This is a genomic window from Vibrio sp. MarTm2 (genome assembly GCF_027587055.1).
Taxonomy (GTDB): Bacteria; Pseudomonadota; Gammaproteobacteria; order Enterobacterales; family Vibrionaceae; genus Vibrio; species Vibrio sinaloensis_D.
The window spans coordinates 218,604-233,752 of sequence record NZ_JAPPTK010000002.1 but is presented as its reverse complement, the minus strand read 5'-3'; the positions used below and the strand labels follow the sequence as shown (position 1 = coordinate 233,752).

Here is a 15,149-nt window from a genome sequence, read left to right as displayed (position 1 = left end):
TTTAGTTACCTCTCTGAGACTTAGCTGCCGCAAGCTTCGCCACCCAAGGGCGATGACTCTCGTTTTTAATGATTTCGTTACGGAAACGGATCATAGTTACAGAACCAAAGAAGAATGCGAAACCAAATATGTTTAGTAACAGCGGCCAAAGCATGTTGCTTGAAATTGATGGCTTTTCAAATTTGGTGATGGTCGCGCCTTGGTGCAATGTATTCCACCATTCAACAGAGAAGTGGATGATAGGCAGGTTAACCACGCCAACAATTGCCAAGATACCAGCCGCTTTTGAGGCTGTTTTTTGGTCATCAAACGCGTGATAGAGCGCGATAACGCCAAGATAGAGGAACAAAAGAATCAGTTCTGAGGTAAGACGTGCATCCCACACCCACCAAGTACCCCACATTGGCTTTCCCCAGATAGCCCCTGTTAGAAGGGCAATAAAGGTATACACGGCTCCGATTGGTGCCATCGCCGATGCGGCCAAATCTGACAAGCGAATTTGCCATACTAAGCCAATAAAGGCTGCTATCGCCATCGACATATAGACACCCATCGACCAAATAGCGGACGGGACGTGGATATAGATAATTCTGAAACTGTCACCCTGTTGGTAATCTGACGGAGCAAATGCAAGTCCCCATACGGTCCCTACGGATAAACACAGCAGGGCTAGTATGGAAAACCAGGGCAATAGCTTACCGCTGAGCTGGTAAGCAGATTCAGGCTTGGCATAGGGATGGAGCCATTTCCACATGTTTAGTTCTCACTCTTACTTCAGTCTGTCTTTCATCGTATTCACAACTTAGACAATTATTAGTTTTGTAATTTATAGAAAGGGAAAAATTCGTGCTTGATCAAAAACAATTAATTGACGCTTACTCGAAGCGCTGCCGCAATCGCAAAAGGTGTCAGAGTCAACGCTCCCATAAACATTGCTCCTAAGATTGCCAATTGACCGTTATACGCAATACCCAGCGAGGCTGCATCAATGGCAGACGTCGCAAAAATCAAAATTGGAATGTACAGCGGAAGCACTAGAAGACTGAGTAGCACTCCGCCTTTTTGCAAGCCAACTGTTAACGCCACACCAATCGCACCTATGAAACTTAAGGTTGGTGTACCGACAAATAACGTTAAAACAACCGAAAGCCAAGTATTAAAATCCAACGACAATAATATTGCTAAAAGAGGGCTGATTAAAATTAGAGGTAAGCCCGTTAAAATCCAATGTGCTGCAACTTTGGAGATCACCACGACAGGCAATGGAACAGGCATTAGCATCATCTGCTCTAGCGAGCCATCCTGAAAGTCGTCACGGAACAATCGCTCCAAAGACAATAACGCTGAAAGCAATGCTGCTACCCAAACAATACCAGCTGCGATCCTCGCCAACAGGTTAGGCTCTGGTCCGATACTCAACGGAAACAGAGTGATAACAATGATGAAAAACCACAAAGGATTCAGAACATCAGCTTGTCGACGAAAAGCGATTAAAAGCTCTCGACGAACGATACTATTCATGGTTCCTATCATGTTATTCACCCAGTTTAATTTTTCTAAGTTTCGGGTTGTCAGTGAACATATCTTGGTGCGTCGTTAACATGACGATGCCGCCTTGCTCCGCATGGTTGAGAAACAGCGCTTCCAATACCTTCACACCCTGCTTATCAATCGCCGTTAGCGGTTCATCTAAGATCCACAACTTGTGCTGGCTCAACCACAATCTGGCTAACGCTACACGTCGTTGCTGACCCGCAGAGAGTTGGGCAACGGGAACATCTTCTCGACCAGCCAAGCCTACTTTGGTCAAAGCTTGGTAAATAGTTTCTTTATCAATTGACACTTTTGAATGAACCGACAGATAAAAGCGTAAATTCTCGTAAGCTGTTAAGTCGCGTTTTACGCCTGTTGAATGACCTAAAAACAGCAAATCTTCATGAAAAGCATCACGGTTAGATTCAATACTCTCGCCGTTCCAAAAAATTTCTCCCTGATCGCGGTCACCTAGTCCGGTGATAATGCGCAAGAGAGTCGTTTTACCCGTACCATTGCGTCCTTCTATTTGGACTAATTCACCGGAATCTATACTAAAAGAGAGGGATTCGAAGAGAATTCTTTCATCTCGGATGGCGGTAAGTTGTGATACTTCTAACATGGTCGGTCACTACTAAATTTTTGAGTCGCTATATTACCACAGCCATATCGCCACAACACAGCATTAGACCTATACGAATCACGAAACTAAGTAAGAATCTGTTAACAATTAAACATATCGTGACTCAACTACCACTAAATGGTTACATACTTACATTAAAAAAGGTGCCGTATGGCACCTTCATAAGTTTGGTTATTTTCTAGCACGTCTTTGACGAGGTTGAGATTTTTGCCGTTCAGGACTGCCCTCCAACGGAGGAACTTTCTCTTTACCTGCTATCTTTTTCTGCAGTGACATCATAAGTTCAGCTTCGGCTTTAGGTAGCTCGCACTCTTCAATGAGCTCGTTTAAATCTGCCCCAAGCTGTACCATTTTACTCGCTCTTGAGTAAAGACGACCGTCGCTATCTTCTTGCTCTAGTTCGGTAATACGCTCGTTTAGATGCTGAATGATATCCTGCTGTTCACTAACTCGCTGCCCCAACCCAACAACCACTGAACGGACTTCAAGTAGTTGTTTGTTTGACTTTTGCAGCTCTTTATCTAAGTGGCGATGCTGTTGACGCAGTTGATCAGCCACCTTTGTTTGCCCTGATCGCAAACGTATCAGTGCTAGAACAAATAACAGAATGACCAGAGCCACTACGCCAGCGATCACTGGCATACTGGCTAACATACTCTCATCCATTATAGGTGAGCCATCTCATCCCATTCTTCATCAGTTAGCAGCTTGTTCAGATCAACAAGGATAAGCAGCTTACCGTCTCGGTTGCTCACACCCTGAATGAACTTCGCACTTTCATCGGTACCCACACTTGGCGTGGTATCGATTTCTGAAGAACGCAAGTAAACCACTTCAGCGACACTGTCTACCAGAATACCGATAACTTGGTGTTCAGATTCAATAACAATAATACGCGTGTTATCCGTAATTTCGCCTTCGATCAAACCAAAACGAGAACGTGTATCGATAACGGTAACAACATTACCACGTAGGTTGATAATACCTAGTACGTAATCTGGAGCACCCGGTACTGGCGCAATTTCAGTGTAACGAAGAACTTCACGAACTTGCATTACGTTGATGCCGTAAGTTTCTTCCTCTAACTGGAACGTCACCCACTGAAGCACTTCGTCATTAGACTGGTCTTTTCTTACTTCTACTTCACTAGTTTGAGACATACCTATTCCTCTCTACGCCTAAATTGGCACTCATGTACTATTTGTCTAACGCTTTTACATCAAGTCCTGCATTAAGCATAGCTATCAATGCTTCAACATGAATCAATGCACACATTTTTTCTTTTACCATTCCAGCTAACCACGGGCGTTTACCCGCCGTTTCTCGCCAGCGAACCATGCTTGGGTCGAGAGCTTCGGTGCCCTTTAACTCTGTAGAGGCAAGGCCCCACATACTCGCACCTAGCATCACAATGTATTGATAAGCCTCTTTGTGAGAATCATCTTTAAGTTTTTCTGGCATGACCCATTTAGCGGTGTCGACAACGTCAAGTTGCGCTTCTCGACTGGTTTGTAACCCTAAATACCAAACAGGTCGACCAATCAGATGATTAAGCTCAGCAATGCGATGTATTCCCCCCAACTCATCGAGCGGAACCGCAAATGTCACACCATTGACATCAAAGTAGAGGACTTGAAAATCGGTACTTCTCGCCGTGGATTGCCAGTTATCCAGCCCATTACCACCAGTCTCGGTTTCTAGCTGAACACTAACTTCCGGTTCAACTTCGCCAATCTGATCGACCTCAGCGACGTCATCAGCAATTTCAATCTCGACGGCTGGTTCTGCTAGCGCTTCTTGAGATACGCTCTCGGCGACAATGTCAGGCTCGGAAATATCCCATTCTTGAACCTCTTCTTCAACAACTTGAGCTTGAGCGATCTCTACCGTGTTTTGCTCTAAGACCTCTTCTAAATCAAGCTCTGCAACAGGGTTAGTCGTTTCCAACTGCTTTAGCAGCCTTTCGACATCATCAAGATTTGGGACTTCTATCTCTTCTGATGGCAACTGGAAATAGCTTTTTTCATCGACAGACTGCAGCATCGGCTGCAAAGAGTAATCTTCAAGCTCCTCTAGCTCTGGCTCTGGCTCTGGCTCTGGCTCTGGCTCTGGCTCTGGCTCTGGCTCTGGCTCTGGCTCTGGCTCTGGCTCTGGCTCTGGCTCTGGCTCTGGCTCTGGCTCTGGCTCTGGCTCTGCAGAGAGAGTAGCCTTTGACTGCTCTTTGGCAACCAGTATTTCTTCCTCTTCTACACTTTCTTCGAGTAGCGCAGTGAAGTAATCGTCTAGCGCTTGCTCACTGGAAAGCAACGACTGGCTACTCATCGATAGACAGCCTCTCTAAATAAATCAACAACTGCTTGTAAGCGAATACACCTCTACTTCCCGATGCAAAGTGAGACACAGGTAAGTGCTTTAAGCTTGCATCACGGAACTTAGTGTCGATCGGTACCGCAGAAGACCAAACTTGGCTTGGATAATCTTTTTTGAGTTGTTGAAGCGTTTGTAACGATGCGCGCGTTCGCTTGTCGTACATGGTTGGTACGATCGTAACTTTGAACTCTTGGCCTCTAGATTTCTGCATAATCGCCAGCGTACGAACCATACGCTCTAAGCCTTTCATTGCTAAAAACTCGGTTTGCACAGGGATAAGAATACGATCGCTCGCAGCAAGCGCGTTGACCATCATGACACCCAAAATTGGTGGACAATCGATGAGCACGTAGTCGTAGCGCTGTCGTAACGCATTCAATGCTCGCTTCAAAATCAAACCCATGCCACTGCGATTACCCATCACACGATCTAAGGTTGCTAACGACATGTGAGCGGGTATCAAATCGATACCCTCAATATCTGACTTCATGACTAACGGCATCACTGTATGCTCGTTAAACTCTTTAAGCTGAAACAGATCAAAGAGGCTTGCTGGCACACCGTCAGAGTCATAACCAAGATAAGTCGTCAATGAAGCGTGCGGATCCGTGTCTACAAGTAGAACGCGTTTTCCTTGCTTACTTAGCAAACCAGCCAACGTAATGGTGGTTGTAGTTTTACCTACACCGCCTTTCTGGTTTGCTATGCTCCATACAATCATGCGTAACCTCTATGCTAGACCAACTTCAACTAACATGCGCTCTGCAATACGGTCGAGCGGTAGGTCTTCTGTTGAAATGCCAGCTTTAGCCACCGCTTGGGGCATACCATAGACCACGCAACTTTCTTCATCTTGCGCCCAGATTGTCGCACCAGTGCCCTTGAGCATGCGTGCGCCTTCTCGGCCATCTGCACCCATTCCGGTCAGAACCATTGAAAGTACTTGATCTGCATAAATTTTCGCCGCACTTCCAAAGGTAACATCAACACAAGGTTTATAGTTCATACGCTCACCACCATCGATAATGCGAAGCTTCGCATTCCCTGGGCGACCGTCGATCATCATCTGTTTACCGCCTGGCGCCAAATAAGCGACACCTGGTCTTAGAACATCACCATCTTCCGCTTCCTTAACCTGAATTTTACATAATGAATTCAAGCGACTAGCGAAAGCAGCAGTGAATGTCGCAGGCATGTGTTGGATCAACACAATTGGATGCGGGTAATTTGCCGGTAATTTTGTCAATATTTTTTGCAATGCAACCGGACCGCCTGTTGACGTACCAATCGCGGTTAACTGATATTTTTTACCCGTAGCTTTAAAACGCGCCGCAGGCTTTGCTTTTACCTGAGGAGCCGCTTTCGTTTGCAACGGTGTACGACTCGGAGCGGCTGGAGTGGTTGATGTTCTTGGCTTGGTTACCGGAGCAATCGTTGGGCGACGCATAAACGTACGCTTCGACGCAATTTGAATAACACGTTGTTGAAGCAAAGAAACAGCCTCATCTCGATTGCGAGCTATGTCTTCAAACTTCTTCGGTAAAAAGTCCAACGCACCAGCATCTAGCGCGTCTAGTGTCGCTTTTGCTCCATCATGCGTAAGTGATGAGAACATCAAAATTGGAATAGGACATTTTGCCATGATTTCACGGACGGCGGTTATACCGTCCATGACTGGCATCTCAATATCCATAGTAATAACGTCAGGCTTTATTTTGAGCGCTTTCTCTACCGCTTCTTTACCATTGGTTGCTACATCAATGACTTCCAGCCTCGCTTCAGAGTTGATAATTTCACTCACTCTGCGGCGGAAAAAACTCGAATCGTCAACAACTAATACTTTGATCGCCATATATTTCCTTTTATATCTCGCGACTTAGATTCGAGAAGCAGCGGCATACTGCTTAAGCAAGTCAGGCACATCGAGGATCAACGCGATATGACCATCACTGGTGATTGTTGCACCCGCCATGCCTGGAGTACCTTGTAGGAGGTTATCTAGAGGTTTAATAACCACCTCTTCCTGACCGATTAAGGTATCCACAACAAAACCAACGCGCTGACTACCAAGCTGAACAATCACGACGTGGCCGTGACCTTTGCGTAACTCGACGCGCCCCGCCTGCGGAGCTAACCAGTTTTGCAAGTAGAACAATGGAATTGACTTGTCACGAACAATAATTGTCAATTGACCATCAACCACGTTAGTTCTGCTTAAATCCAAGTGGAATATTTCGTTCACACTTGCTAACGGAAGCGCAAATGGGTGACCAGCAACACCGACCATCAGCGTTGGCAAAATAGCCAATGTTAACGGTACTTTAATGGTGATCTTCGTTCCTTTACCCATTTCAGAGTCGATATCAATAGAACCGTTCAACGTATTAATGGCCGTCTTCACTACGTCCATACCCACGCCTCGACCAGAAATATCTGAGATTTGCTCTTTACTTGAGAAACCAGGCATGAAGATAAGGTTGAAACATTCTTTGTTGGTCAAGCGAGATGCAGCGTCTTCATCCATGAGGCCACGTTTAACCGCGATACCACGAAGTTTATCAGGGTCCATACCGCCACCATCATCGACGATAGCAAGTTCAATATGGTCACCTTCTTGGGCTGCAGACAGAATCACTTTACCCGTTCTAGGCTTGCCAGCAGCAACACGGTCATCAGGCATCTCGATACCATGGTCGACTGAATTTCGAACCAAGTGGATCAGTGGATCCGCAAGCGCTTCTACCAAGTTTTTATCTAAGTCTGTATCTTCACCACGCATTTCAAGCGTAATGTCTTTGTTTAGGCTACGCGCCAAATCACGTACAACGCGAGGGAAGCGACCAAACACTTTCTTGATTGGCTGCATACGCGTCTTCATCACCGCGCCTTGAAGGTCTGCTGTAACAACATCAAGGTTAGCAACCGCTTTCGACATCTCTTCGTCGTTGCTATTTAAGCCAAGACTCAGCAGTCGATTTCGAACCAGAACCAGCTCACCCACCATATTCATAATGATGTCTAACGTCGAGGTATCAACACGAACCGTTGCCTCTGCTTGAGGCTTCTTAGCTTGAGCGGCGACTTCTTTCTTCGCTGCTGGTTTCACTTCAGCCTTTGCTGCTGGTTGCGCGGCAGGTTTTGGCGCTGGCGCAGGAGCGGCAGGTTGTGCAGGAGCAGGAGTCGACGCAGCTTGAGCGTTAACTGCTGCTGGTTTGGTCGCCGCTTCCAGTTCTTCAATAGACGGGCCTTTACCCGAACCATGCAATTCATCGAGCAGCTTTTCAAACTCCTCGTCAGTCATCAAATCGCTATCGCCAGCCATCGCTGCAGAAGGTGCTGATGGAGAAGTTGGAGGTGGTGGTGGAGCAGAAGCAGCCGCTGGTTCGTTCTCGCCTGGCGCTTTACCAACACCATGCAGTTCATCCAGCAACTTCTCAAACTCATCATCGGTAATGTCACCGCTCATATCAGCAGCAGGCTGCGAAGCGGGTGGCGTAGGCGCAGCAGGCGCTTCTACTGTGCCAGGCGCACTGCCTTTACCGTGCAACTCGTCTAACAGTTTTTCGAATTCATCTTGCGTAATTTCGTCAATAGAACCTGCAGAAACGTCGGCACTTGGCGCTGGTTCAGGCGCAGCGACCGGCTCTTGCTGAACAGGCTCTGGAGCTACTACAGGCGCCGGCTCTTGAGCTACGGGAGCTTCGTCTTGTGATTCAGGGTTACTTAGACGATGAAGTTCATCTAGCAAAGATTGCTCAGCGAGTGGCAAAGGCTCGCGATCTTGAACGGCTTGGAACTGTTCATTGACAGTATCTAACGCCTTAAGCATCGTATCCATTAAGCTTGCACTAACAGAACGCTGTCCATTACGCAAGATATCGAACACGTTTTCTGCACCGTGACAGGTGTCAACCAGTTCAGTCAATGACAGGAAGCCCGCACCACCTTTAACGGTGTGGAAACCACGGAATATCGCGTTCAGTAGATCTTTGTCTTCAGGGTTATTTTCTAGTTCTACCAACTGCTCGGAGAGTAGTTCTAGAATCTCCCCTGCTTCCACCAAAAAATCCTGAAGAATATCTTCGTCTAAATCGTAGCTCATATGTTACCTCTAAAACCCAAGACTCGAGAGCAAATCGTCTACTTCGTCTTGTGATGAAACGGCATCATCCCTTTCATGAGGGTTAAGAATCGGACCTTCCGGCGCCGTAGATGCATCTTTCTTGTTATCTGAGTTGTCATCCAGTTGGGTGGTGCTAAACGCCGTTAGGATTTCAACCAACCGGCCTTCAACTTCATTAACTAACGTAATAACGCGAGAAATGATTTGGCCGGTTAAATCTTGGAAGTCCTGAGCCATTAGAATTTCCGTCAGCTGACCTCGAAGTTCTGAACTGTCCCCTTCGACTTGACTCAGTAAGTCGTCAATTCGATGGCACAGCGCTTTGAATTCGGCGAGATCAATTCTGCCATGCATCAGCTCATTCCATTGTGGTCGCACTTTCAGTAGGCCTTCATGCAAATTGTCTGCAATCGGCATACAGCGGTCGACAGCGTCCATGGTTTTATTTGCAGCAACCTCTGTTTTGTCAATGACGTATTGAAGGCGATCCCTTGCGTCCGGGATTTCGTCATTGGCAATTTCACTCATGCGTTCATCAATTGTGAATTGCTTGATTGACTCATGCAGATCACGAGTTAACTCCCCTATTTCTTGAAGCATAGGGTTGGTCGACGTCTCGTAAACCTCTCGAAAAAGAGTATCTGCTTCTTGCTGCTGGTCATTTTCCAACAGCTCGACGAGTTGCTTTGCCTGTTCTAATGAAATCATTCTTTTGACCTTTAGCTTCGCTAAGTCTTACCTTGACTATAGACGCTCAAAAATCTTATCTAGCTTTTCTTTAAGCGTAGCGGCAGTAAAAGGCTTAACGATATAACCGTTTACACCTGCTTGTGCAGCTTCAATGATCTGCTCGCGTTTTGCTTCAGCGGTAATCATCAATACAGGTAGGTGCTTCAGCTCATCGTCTGCACGAATATGCTTCAGAAGGTCGATACCTTGCATACCAGGCATATTCCAGTCTGTTACGACAAACTCGAAGTCGCCTTTCTTCAACATCGGTAACGCCGTTAAGCCGTCATCAGCTTCTTGGGTATTATTGAAACCCAAGTCGCGAAGTAGGTTCTTAACGATACGGCGCATTGTTGAAAAATCATCAACAATAAGGATCTTCATGTTTTTATTCAAAATTGCCTCCACTGAGTTCGATATCAGTGTTTTACTCATTATTTGTCCATGCACTTAATTTAGTGCGTAGACGCTGCATTGATTGACTTAGTATTTGGCTAACGCGTGACTCGCTAACCCCAATAACGTCGCCGATTTCTTTTAAGTTTAACTCTTCATCGTAATAAAGCGAAAGTACTAGTGCCTCTCGTTCTGGTAAAGATTTGATCGAATCGATTAACGCTTTGCGAAAATATTCGTCTGCAACCCCTTGAAAAGGCGTGTTTGCCTCTTCGTCACCATCAGGGGTGATGACATCTTCCGAGACTCCTAGGTCTTCAATCCCAACCAATCTCGAACAATTTATGTCCGTTAACGCGGTATGGTATTGAGTTAAACTCAACCCTAAGTGCTGTGCGACTTCGGCATCTGTTGGGTCTCGATTGAGTTCCCCTTCAAGTACCGAGATCGCTTGGCTAATCTCGCGGCTGTGTTTATGTACAGAACGTGGCACCCAGTCTCCACGTCTTATGTCATCTAGCATAGCACCGCGGATACGAATACCCGCATAAGTTTCAAAACTGGCGCCTTTTGTACCATCGTAGTTTTTCTGGGCTTCAAGCAAACCAATCATGCCTGCTTGAATAAGGTCTTCGACCTGAACACTAGGAGGTAACCGCCCGAGTAGATGGTGGGCAATACGCTTCACTAGCACCGAATACTTTTCTAAAAAAGCTCGCTGACTGTTTTGGTTTGCATATTGGTCATAGGTCAGGGCCTTATTCACCAAATGGTTCCTCTAGCATTTCTGTTCTATTTAGTAATCGTTCGACAAAAAACTCCAAGTGTCCACTCGGGGTTTTCGGAATTGGCCAAGTTAACGCTTTATTCGCCAGTGAACCAATCGCCAAAGCCGCAGGTGAACGCGGGAAAGCATCAACAACAATCTTTTGTTTCTTAACCGCTTGTCGCACTTTATCATCTAATGGAATACATGCTACGAGCTCAAGGCTAACATTCAAGAATCGCTCTGTGACCAAGGTCAACTTTGCGAACAATTCTCGCCCTTCTCGATAACTTCTGACCATATTTGCAACGATTTTAAAACGCTGGACATGATGCTCTTTGCTCAATAGTTTAATTAAAGCATATGCATCGGTGATCGACGTAGGTTCATCGCACACAACAACAACAACATCTTGGGCAGCGCGCGAAAAGCTGACTACCATATCAGAGATACCAGCGGCCGTATCAATTAATAATACATCCATTTCGTCTTCAAGGCTGCCAAAGGCACGAATCAAACCGATGTGCTGCGCATGAGACAGTTCTGTCATCGACTGCGTACCGGATGTCGCGGGAATAATTTTAATTCCGTGCGGACCTTCAACGATGGCGTCTTTTAGGTCGCATTCGCCAGCAAGTACATGCCCTAAGTTTCGCTTCGGTCGAATCCCTAGCATGACATCGACGTTAGCTAGGCCCAAGTCGGCATCAAGAACCATGACTTTTTTGCCCTGACGCGCCATGCAAATGGCCATTCCTAACGTTACATTAGATTTACCAACGCCACCTTTACCGCCTGTGACTGATATGACCTTTGTTAACGAAGGTTGTGTTAAGCGGCGTAATCCGCTTGCTTGGTCTTGTATCATAGTATTTGTCATAATCGTCCGCCGCTAGAACCTTTCCGCTTCACTATTCCAGTAGTGAGGCTCGTCGTCTGCCGACTTCTCTAATAATTCGTTTGCCTTAGCTACCATGTATTTTGGCTGTGCAATCACTATGTCTTCAGGGACACGCTGTCCATTCGCGATGTAGGCGACAGGTAGGGCATTTTGCACTACCACACTTACAAATTCGCCAAGGCTTAGAGATTCATCAAGCTTAGTCATAATGCACCCCGATAACGGTATGCGCTTAAAATGATCAATCGTTTCCTGTAGGACTTTTCTCTGCGCCGTTGCAGGCAATACCAGATAACTATGGATCATTTCACCGCTTTCGTGCATTAAGGTGTCGAGCTGCTCAGACAGCCTGACATCACGCTGTCCCATACCCGCAGTATCGACAAGAATCAGGCGGCGATTCCTTAACTGATATATTACATCGGCTAACTCTTTGGAATCTTTAGCGACTTTTACGGCACATCCCATAATTCGACCATATATGGCCAACTGCTCATGGGCACCAATTCTGTATGTGTCCGTGGTGACCAAAGCAACGTTGTCTGCTCCCCACTCCATTGCCGCTCGCGCAGCAAGTTTTGCAACAGTGGTGGTTTTCCCCACCCCCGTTGGGCCAAGCAGTGCAACAACACCACCTCGCTTCAAGATATCTTGCTTAGATATTGGGATCTGGTCCGAGACAAGACCTAGCAGCGCCTTCCACGCTTTGGTTGGTGGCGTGTCTTCAGGGATGTAGCAAGCAAGCTGGTCAGCAAGATCTGACGAGACACCCATTCGCTCAAGACGCTTAATCAACATCGCTCTGAGCGGTTCTCTTCGCTCCACTTCTTGCCACATTAAGCCAGACACTTGGTGCTCAAGAAGACGACGAATGGACATCATCTCTTCTTTCATTTCTTCAAGGTCTTCGTTGGATACGGCTTGCTCGTTCGGCTTGCCACGCTCATAACGGCTAGGGTCTAGCTTGGTTTGTGGTCTTTCTATTCGGCGATCTTCCGCGATAAGACGGGCTAATGGAGAATCTTCTTTGAGCTGCACGCGCTCGTTGCTGTTTGAACGAGAAGCCGCTTGCCTTTGAAGCAAGGCAGAAAGCGAGTCGGTCTCTCTTTCATCGGTTTCATCTTCATGCTCCGGCTTACCGCCGCTGTATTGCTTGAGCATATTGGCGAAACGTTGCGTCATCGAGCGTCCAGAATCCGCTTGTGCTTGCAAGGTAACACGATCATCTTCAAGTTGACGTTTTGACGGCGTCGGTATCGTAGCAGGCGCTTGGCGAGGAGCATGTCTTGGGCTGGAACCATAGCTGTTGTTTGCCGGACGATTTGTCGACCCATCGCTGTCTACAGCGGCAACAATTTCCACACCACCTGCGACTTTTTTATTAGACATGATCACCGCATCATCACCGAGCTCCCCTTTCACTTGGAGCAGTGCTGTACGCATGTCTTTGGCAAAAAATCGTTTAATCTTCAATTTGGGTACCGTTTATTCTCGCATTTAGAGCTAGTTACCAACCGCCTGAACAATGCGAATTTGTTTCTCGTCTGGGATTTCCTGATATGAGAGTACTCTCAAAGACGGAATCGTGTTCTTAACAAACTTCGCCAAGGTTGAGCGCAAAACTCCGGAGGTTAGTAACACCGCAGGTTCGCCTTTGAGCTCTTGCTCTTGAGTGGCTTGACTCAATGATGATTGTAGTCGCTCAGCTAAACCAGGCTCGATCCCAGCAGATTCACCACCAGAAGCCTGCATGGTCTGATGCAAAATTTGTTCCAACTCCGGAATTAGAGTAATCACTGGCAATTCTGGCTCTATACCATTGATTTCTTGAACAATTAAGCGTTTAAGGGAAATGCGAACCGCAGCGGTGAGAATGTCAGGTTCTTGACTTTTGCTCGAGTATTCGGACAAGGTTTGAACGATAGTACGAATATCTCGGATTGGCACACCTTCGTTAAGCAAGTTTTGTAGCACTTTAACCACAACGCCCAATTGGAGTTGGTCGGGTACAAAGCTTTCCACCAGTTTAGGTGTACTGCGGCCCAGCATCTCAAGTAGGTTCTGTACTTCTTCATGACCAATTAACTGCGACGCATTGTTGGTCAGCAGTTGGCTCAGGTGCGTCGCAAGGACCGTCGAAGAATCGACAACCGTGTACCCTAACGCTTGAGCATGTTCGCGCTGCTCTTCTCGAATCCAGATAGCCTCTAGGCCGAAGGCAGGATCAATCGTGGGCTCACCATCAATCATTCCATACACCTGTCCTGGGTTAATCGCGAGCTCCATATCAGGGCGAATTTCAGCTTCTCCAACAGCGACGCCCATCAAAGTGATGCGATAGCTGTTTGGCGTCAGTTCTAGATTGTCACGAATATGTACCGCAGGAATGAGGAATCCGAAATCTTGGGAAAGTTTCTTACGTACACCTTTCACGCGCTCTAACAGCTCTCCGCCTTGGTCTTTATCGACCAAAGGAATTAATCGATAACCGACTTCTAGGCCGACAATATCGACAGGCTGAACATCGTCCCAAGAGAGCTCTTTTGGCGTGGGCGCTTCTGCTTCTGTCGTGGCGGGTAGATTGGGTTTTTCTGCTGCTTTTTTGTGTTTGCGATTGATCCAGTACGCCGCGCCACCAGCCAAAGCAGCCAGCAGTAAGAATGCAAAGTGAGGCATGCCTGGAACAATGCCCATTACGCCCAAGATTATCGCTGTAATCGTCAGAGCTTTAGGGTTGTCAAACATTTGAAAGACAAGCTGTTGTCCCATGTCTTCATCGGTATTTTGGCGTGTTACCATAATGGCTGCGCCAATCGAAAGGAGTAACGATGGAATTTGTGCAACTAAGCCGTCACCGATCGTCAGTAGGGTATAGATTTGAATCGCTTCACCAAACCCTAAACCGTATTGCGCCATACCGATTGAGAGACCACCGATAATATTGATAAACAGAATCAAAATACCGGCAATGGCATCACCTTTAACAAACTTAGATGCACCGTCCATCGAACCATAGAAGTCCGCCTCTTTCGTCACTTCTTGGCGACGGGTTCTGGCTTGGTCTTGATCGATTAACCCCGCATTCAAGTCGGCATCGATGGCCATTTGTTTACCAGGTAATGCGTCCAACGTAAAACGAGCGCTTACCTCAGATATACGCCCAGCACCCTTGGTTACAACCATGAAGTTGATGATCATCAAGATAAGGAACACGACCAAACCAACTGCGTAGTTACCGCCAATAACCACGCTACCAAAGGCTTCAATCACACTACCTGCCGCACCAGAACCCTCATGACCATAGAGCAATACCACTCGAGTTGATGCGACGTTTAGCGCTAAGCGCAACAAGGTCGCAATCAGAAGTACTGTTGGAAATGCAGCAAAATCAAGGGGTCTGCGAGTGTAAACCGTGACCAGCAAGACAACCATTGCAAGCGCAATATTGAAGGTAAAGAATAAATCGAGCAAAAATGCAGGGATAGGTAATACAACCATCCCCAACGTGGCCAAAACCATGACGGGGGCGCCAATCGCAGGCATCGCTCTTTGTGGGATAGAGGGTAATTTATCCGCAAATGGTAAAGAAAACTTCATAGATAGGCGTTAAATTTTCTATGGAATGAGAAACTTATTGGAATATGCAAGTTTCAGTCCATTTATCATGTCAAATAAATGACTGGCAATG

General features: G+C 46.7%; 15 protein-coding genes. All 15 read right to left on the bottom strand.

Features of this window, described 5'->3' with window-relative positions:
* Window position 1: 1 nt before the first annotated feature.
* The 15 genes from OH458_RS05470 to flhA all read right to left on the bottom strand — a co-directional run bounded on the left by OH458_RS05470 (window position 2) and on the right by flhA (window position 15,058).
* The gene (locus OH458_RS05470; RefSeq protein WP_038139038.1) at window positions 2–754 is read right to left on the bottom strand and encodes a heme ABC transporter permease; all 753 of its coding nucleotides are present in this window, start codon (window positions 752–754) and stop codon (window positions 2–4) included.
* Between the two features lie 110 nt (window positions 755–864).
* Complete coding sequence (ccmB, locus tag OH458_RS05465; protein WP_269977540.1) at window positions 865–1,533, bottom strand: heme exporter protein CcmB; 669 nt, start codon at window positions 1,531–1,533, stop codon at window positions 865–867.
* Window position 1,534: 1 nt separating this feature from the next.
* Window positions 1,535–2,155, bottom strand: coding sequence for a cytochrome c biogenesis heme-transporting ATPase CcmA (ccmA, locus tag OH458_RS05460; RefSeq protein ID WP_269977539.1), 621 nt, complete (start codon window positions 2,153–2,155; stop codon window positions 1,535–1,537).
* Window positions 2,156–2,347: 192 nt separating this feature from the next.
* Window positions 2,348–2,842, bottom strand: a complete 495-nt coding sequence (locus tag OH458_RS05455; RefSeq protein ID WP_269977538.1) for a DUF2802 domain-containing protein — start codon at window positions 2,840–2,842, stop codon at window positions 2,348–2,350.
* A complete protein-coding gene (locus OH458_RS05450) occupies window positions 2,842–3,336 on the bottom strand; it encodes a chemotaxis protein CheW (RefSeq protein WP_005471655.1) in 495 nt (164 codons plus the stop codon). Before OH458_RS05450 ends, OH458_RS05455 begins: the two co-directional genes overlap by 1 nt.
* A gap of 37 nt (window positions 3,337–3,373) precedes the next feature.
* Window positions 3,374–4,498, bottom strand: coding sequence for a chemotaxis protein CheW (locus OH458_RS05445; protein ID WP_269977537.1), 1,125 nt, complete (start codon window positions 4,496–4,498; stop codon window positions 3,374–3,376).
* Window positions 4,491–5,267, bottom strand: coding sequence for a ParA family protein (locus tag OH458_RS05440; protein ID WP_005471673.1), 777 nt, complete (start codon window positions 5,265–5,267; stop codon window positions 4,491–4,493). Before OH458_RS05440 ends, OH458_RS05445 begins: the two co-directional genes overlap by 8 nt.
* Window positions 5,268–5,276: 9 nt before the next feature.
* Window positions 5,277–6,398 (bottom strand): protein-glutamate methylesterase/protein-glutamine glutaminase, encoded by a 1,122-nt coding sequence (locus tag OH458_RS05435; protein WP_269977536.1) that lies wholly within the window; start codon window positions 6,396–6,398, stop codon window positions 5,277–5,279.
* A gap of 24 nt (window positions 6,399–6,422) precedes the next feature.
* On the bottom strand, window positions 6,423–8,648 hold the full coding sequence (locus tag OH458_RS05430; RefSeq protein ID WP_269977535.1) for a chemotaxis protein CheA: 2,226 nt from the start codon (window positions 8,646–8,648) through the stop codon (window positions 6,423–6,425).
* Between the two features lie 9 nt (window positions 8,649–8,657).
* Complete coding sequence (locus OH458_RS05425) at window positions 8,658–9,377, bottom strand: protein phosphatase CheZ (protein WP_005471768.1); 720 nt, start codon at window positions 9,375–9,377, stop codon at window positions 8,658–8,660.
* Window positions 9,378–9,413: 36 nt separating this feature from the next.
* Window positions 9,414–9,782 (bottom strand): chemotaxis response regulator CheY, encoded by a 369-nt coding sequence (gene cheY / locus OH458_RS05420; protein ID WP_009600177.1) that lies wholly within the window; start codon window positions 9,780–9,782, stop codon window positions 9,414–9,416.
* 43 nt (window positions 9,783–9,825) lie between these two features.
* The gene (locus tag OH458_RS05415) at window positions 9,826–10,560 is read right to left on the bottom strand and encodes an RNA polymerase sigma factor FliA (protein WP_038141019.1); all 735 of its coding nucleotides are present in this window, start codon (window positions 10,558–10,560) and stop codon (window positions 9,826–9,828) included.
* Entirely contained in the window at window positions 10,553–11,440 is an 888-nt protein-coding gene (locus tag OH458_RS05410) for a MinD/ParA family protein (protein WP_038141016.1), read from the bottom strand. The genes OH458_RS05415 and OH458_RS05410 overlap by 8 nt, the downstream gene beginning before the upstream one ends.
* A 12-nt stretch (window positions 11,441–11,452) precedes the next feature.
* Window positions 11,453–12,934: a flagellar biosynthesis protein FlhF gene (gene flhF, locus OH458_RS05405; protein WP_269977534.1), complete on the bottom strand. Its 1,482-nt coding sequence runs from the start codon at window positions 12,932–12,934 to the stop codon at window positions 11,453–11,455.
* 30 nt (window positions 12,935–12,964) lie between these two features.
* Window positions 12,965–15,058 carry a flagellar biosynthesis protein FlhA gene (flhA, locus tag OH458_RS05400; RefSeq protein WP_269977533.1) on the bottom strand — a complete coding sequence of 698 codons (2,094 nt, stop codon included), beginning with the start codon at window positions 15,056–15,058 and terminating at the stop codon, window positions 12,965–12,967.
* Between the last annotated feature and the right edge of the window lie 91 nt (window positions 15,059–15,149).

Excerpts from the sequence above, each read along its gene's own strand:
- OH458_RS05470 (WP_038139038.1), bottom strand. The coding sequence starts at position 754 with ATGTGGAAATGGCTCCATCCCTATGCCAAGCCTGAATCTGCTTACCAG.
- ccmB (WP_269977540.1), bottom strand. The coding sequence starts at position 1,533 with ATGATAGGAACCATGAATAGTATCGTTCGTCGAGAGCTTTTAATCGCT.
- ccmA (WP_269977539.1), bottom strand. The coding sequence starts at position 2,155 with ATGTTAGAAGTATCACAACTTACCGCCATCCGAGATGAAAGAATTCTC.
- OH458_RS05455 (WP_269977538.1), bottom strand. The coding sequence starts at position 2,842 with ATGGATGAGAGTATGTTAGCCAGTATGCCAGTGATCGCTGGCGTAGTG.
- OH458_RS05450 (WP_005471655.1), bottom strand. The coding sequence starts at position 3,336 with ATGTCTCAAACTAGTGAAGTAGAAGTAAGAAAAGACCAGTCTAATGAC.
- OH458_RS05445 (WP_269977537.1), bottom strand. The coding sequence starts at position 4,498 with ATGAGTAGCCAGTCGTTGCTTTCCAGTGAGCAAGCGCTAGACGATTAC.
- OH458_RS05440 (WP_005471673.1), bottom strand. The coding sequence starts at position 5,267 with ATGATTGTATGGAGCATAGCAAACCAGAAAGGCGGTGTAGGTAAAACT.
- OH458_RS05435 (WP_269977536.1), bottom strand. The coding sequence starts at position 6,398 with ATGGCGATCAAAGTATTAGTTGTTGACGATTCGAGTTTTTTCCGCCGC.
- OH458_RS05430 (WP_269977535.1), bottom strand. The coding sequence starts at position 8,648 with ATGAGCTACGATTTAGACGAAGATATTCTTCAGGATTTTTTGGTGGAA.
- OH458_RS05425 (WP_005471768.1), bottom strand. The coding sequence starts at position 9,377 with ATGATTTCATTAGAACAGGCAAAGCAACTCGTCGAGCTGTTGGAAAAT.
- cheY (WP_009600177.1), bottom strand. The coding sequence starts at position 9,782 with ATGAAGATCCTTATTGTTGATGATTTTTCAACAATGCGCCGTATCGTT.
- OH458_RS05410 (WP_038141016.1), bottom strand. The coding sequence starts at position 11,440 with ATGACAAATACTATGATACAAGACCAAGCAAGCGGATTACGCCGCTTA.
- flhA (WP_269977533.1), bottom strand. The coding sequence starts at position 15,058 with ATGAAGTTTTCTTTACCATTTGCGGATAAATTACCCTCTATCCCACAA.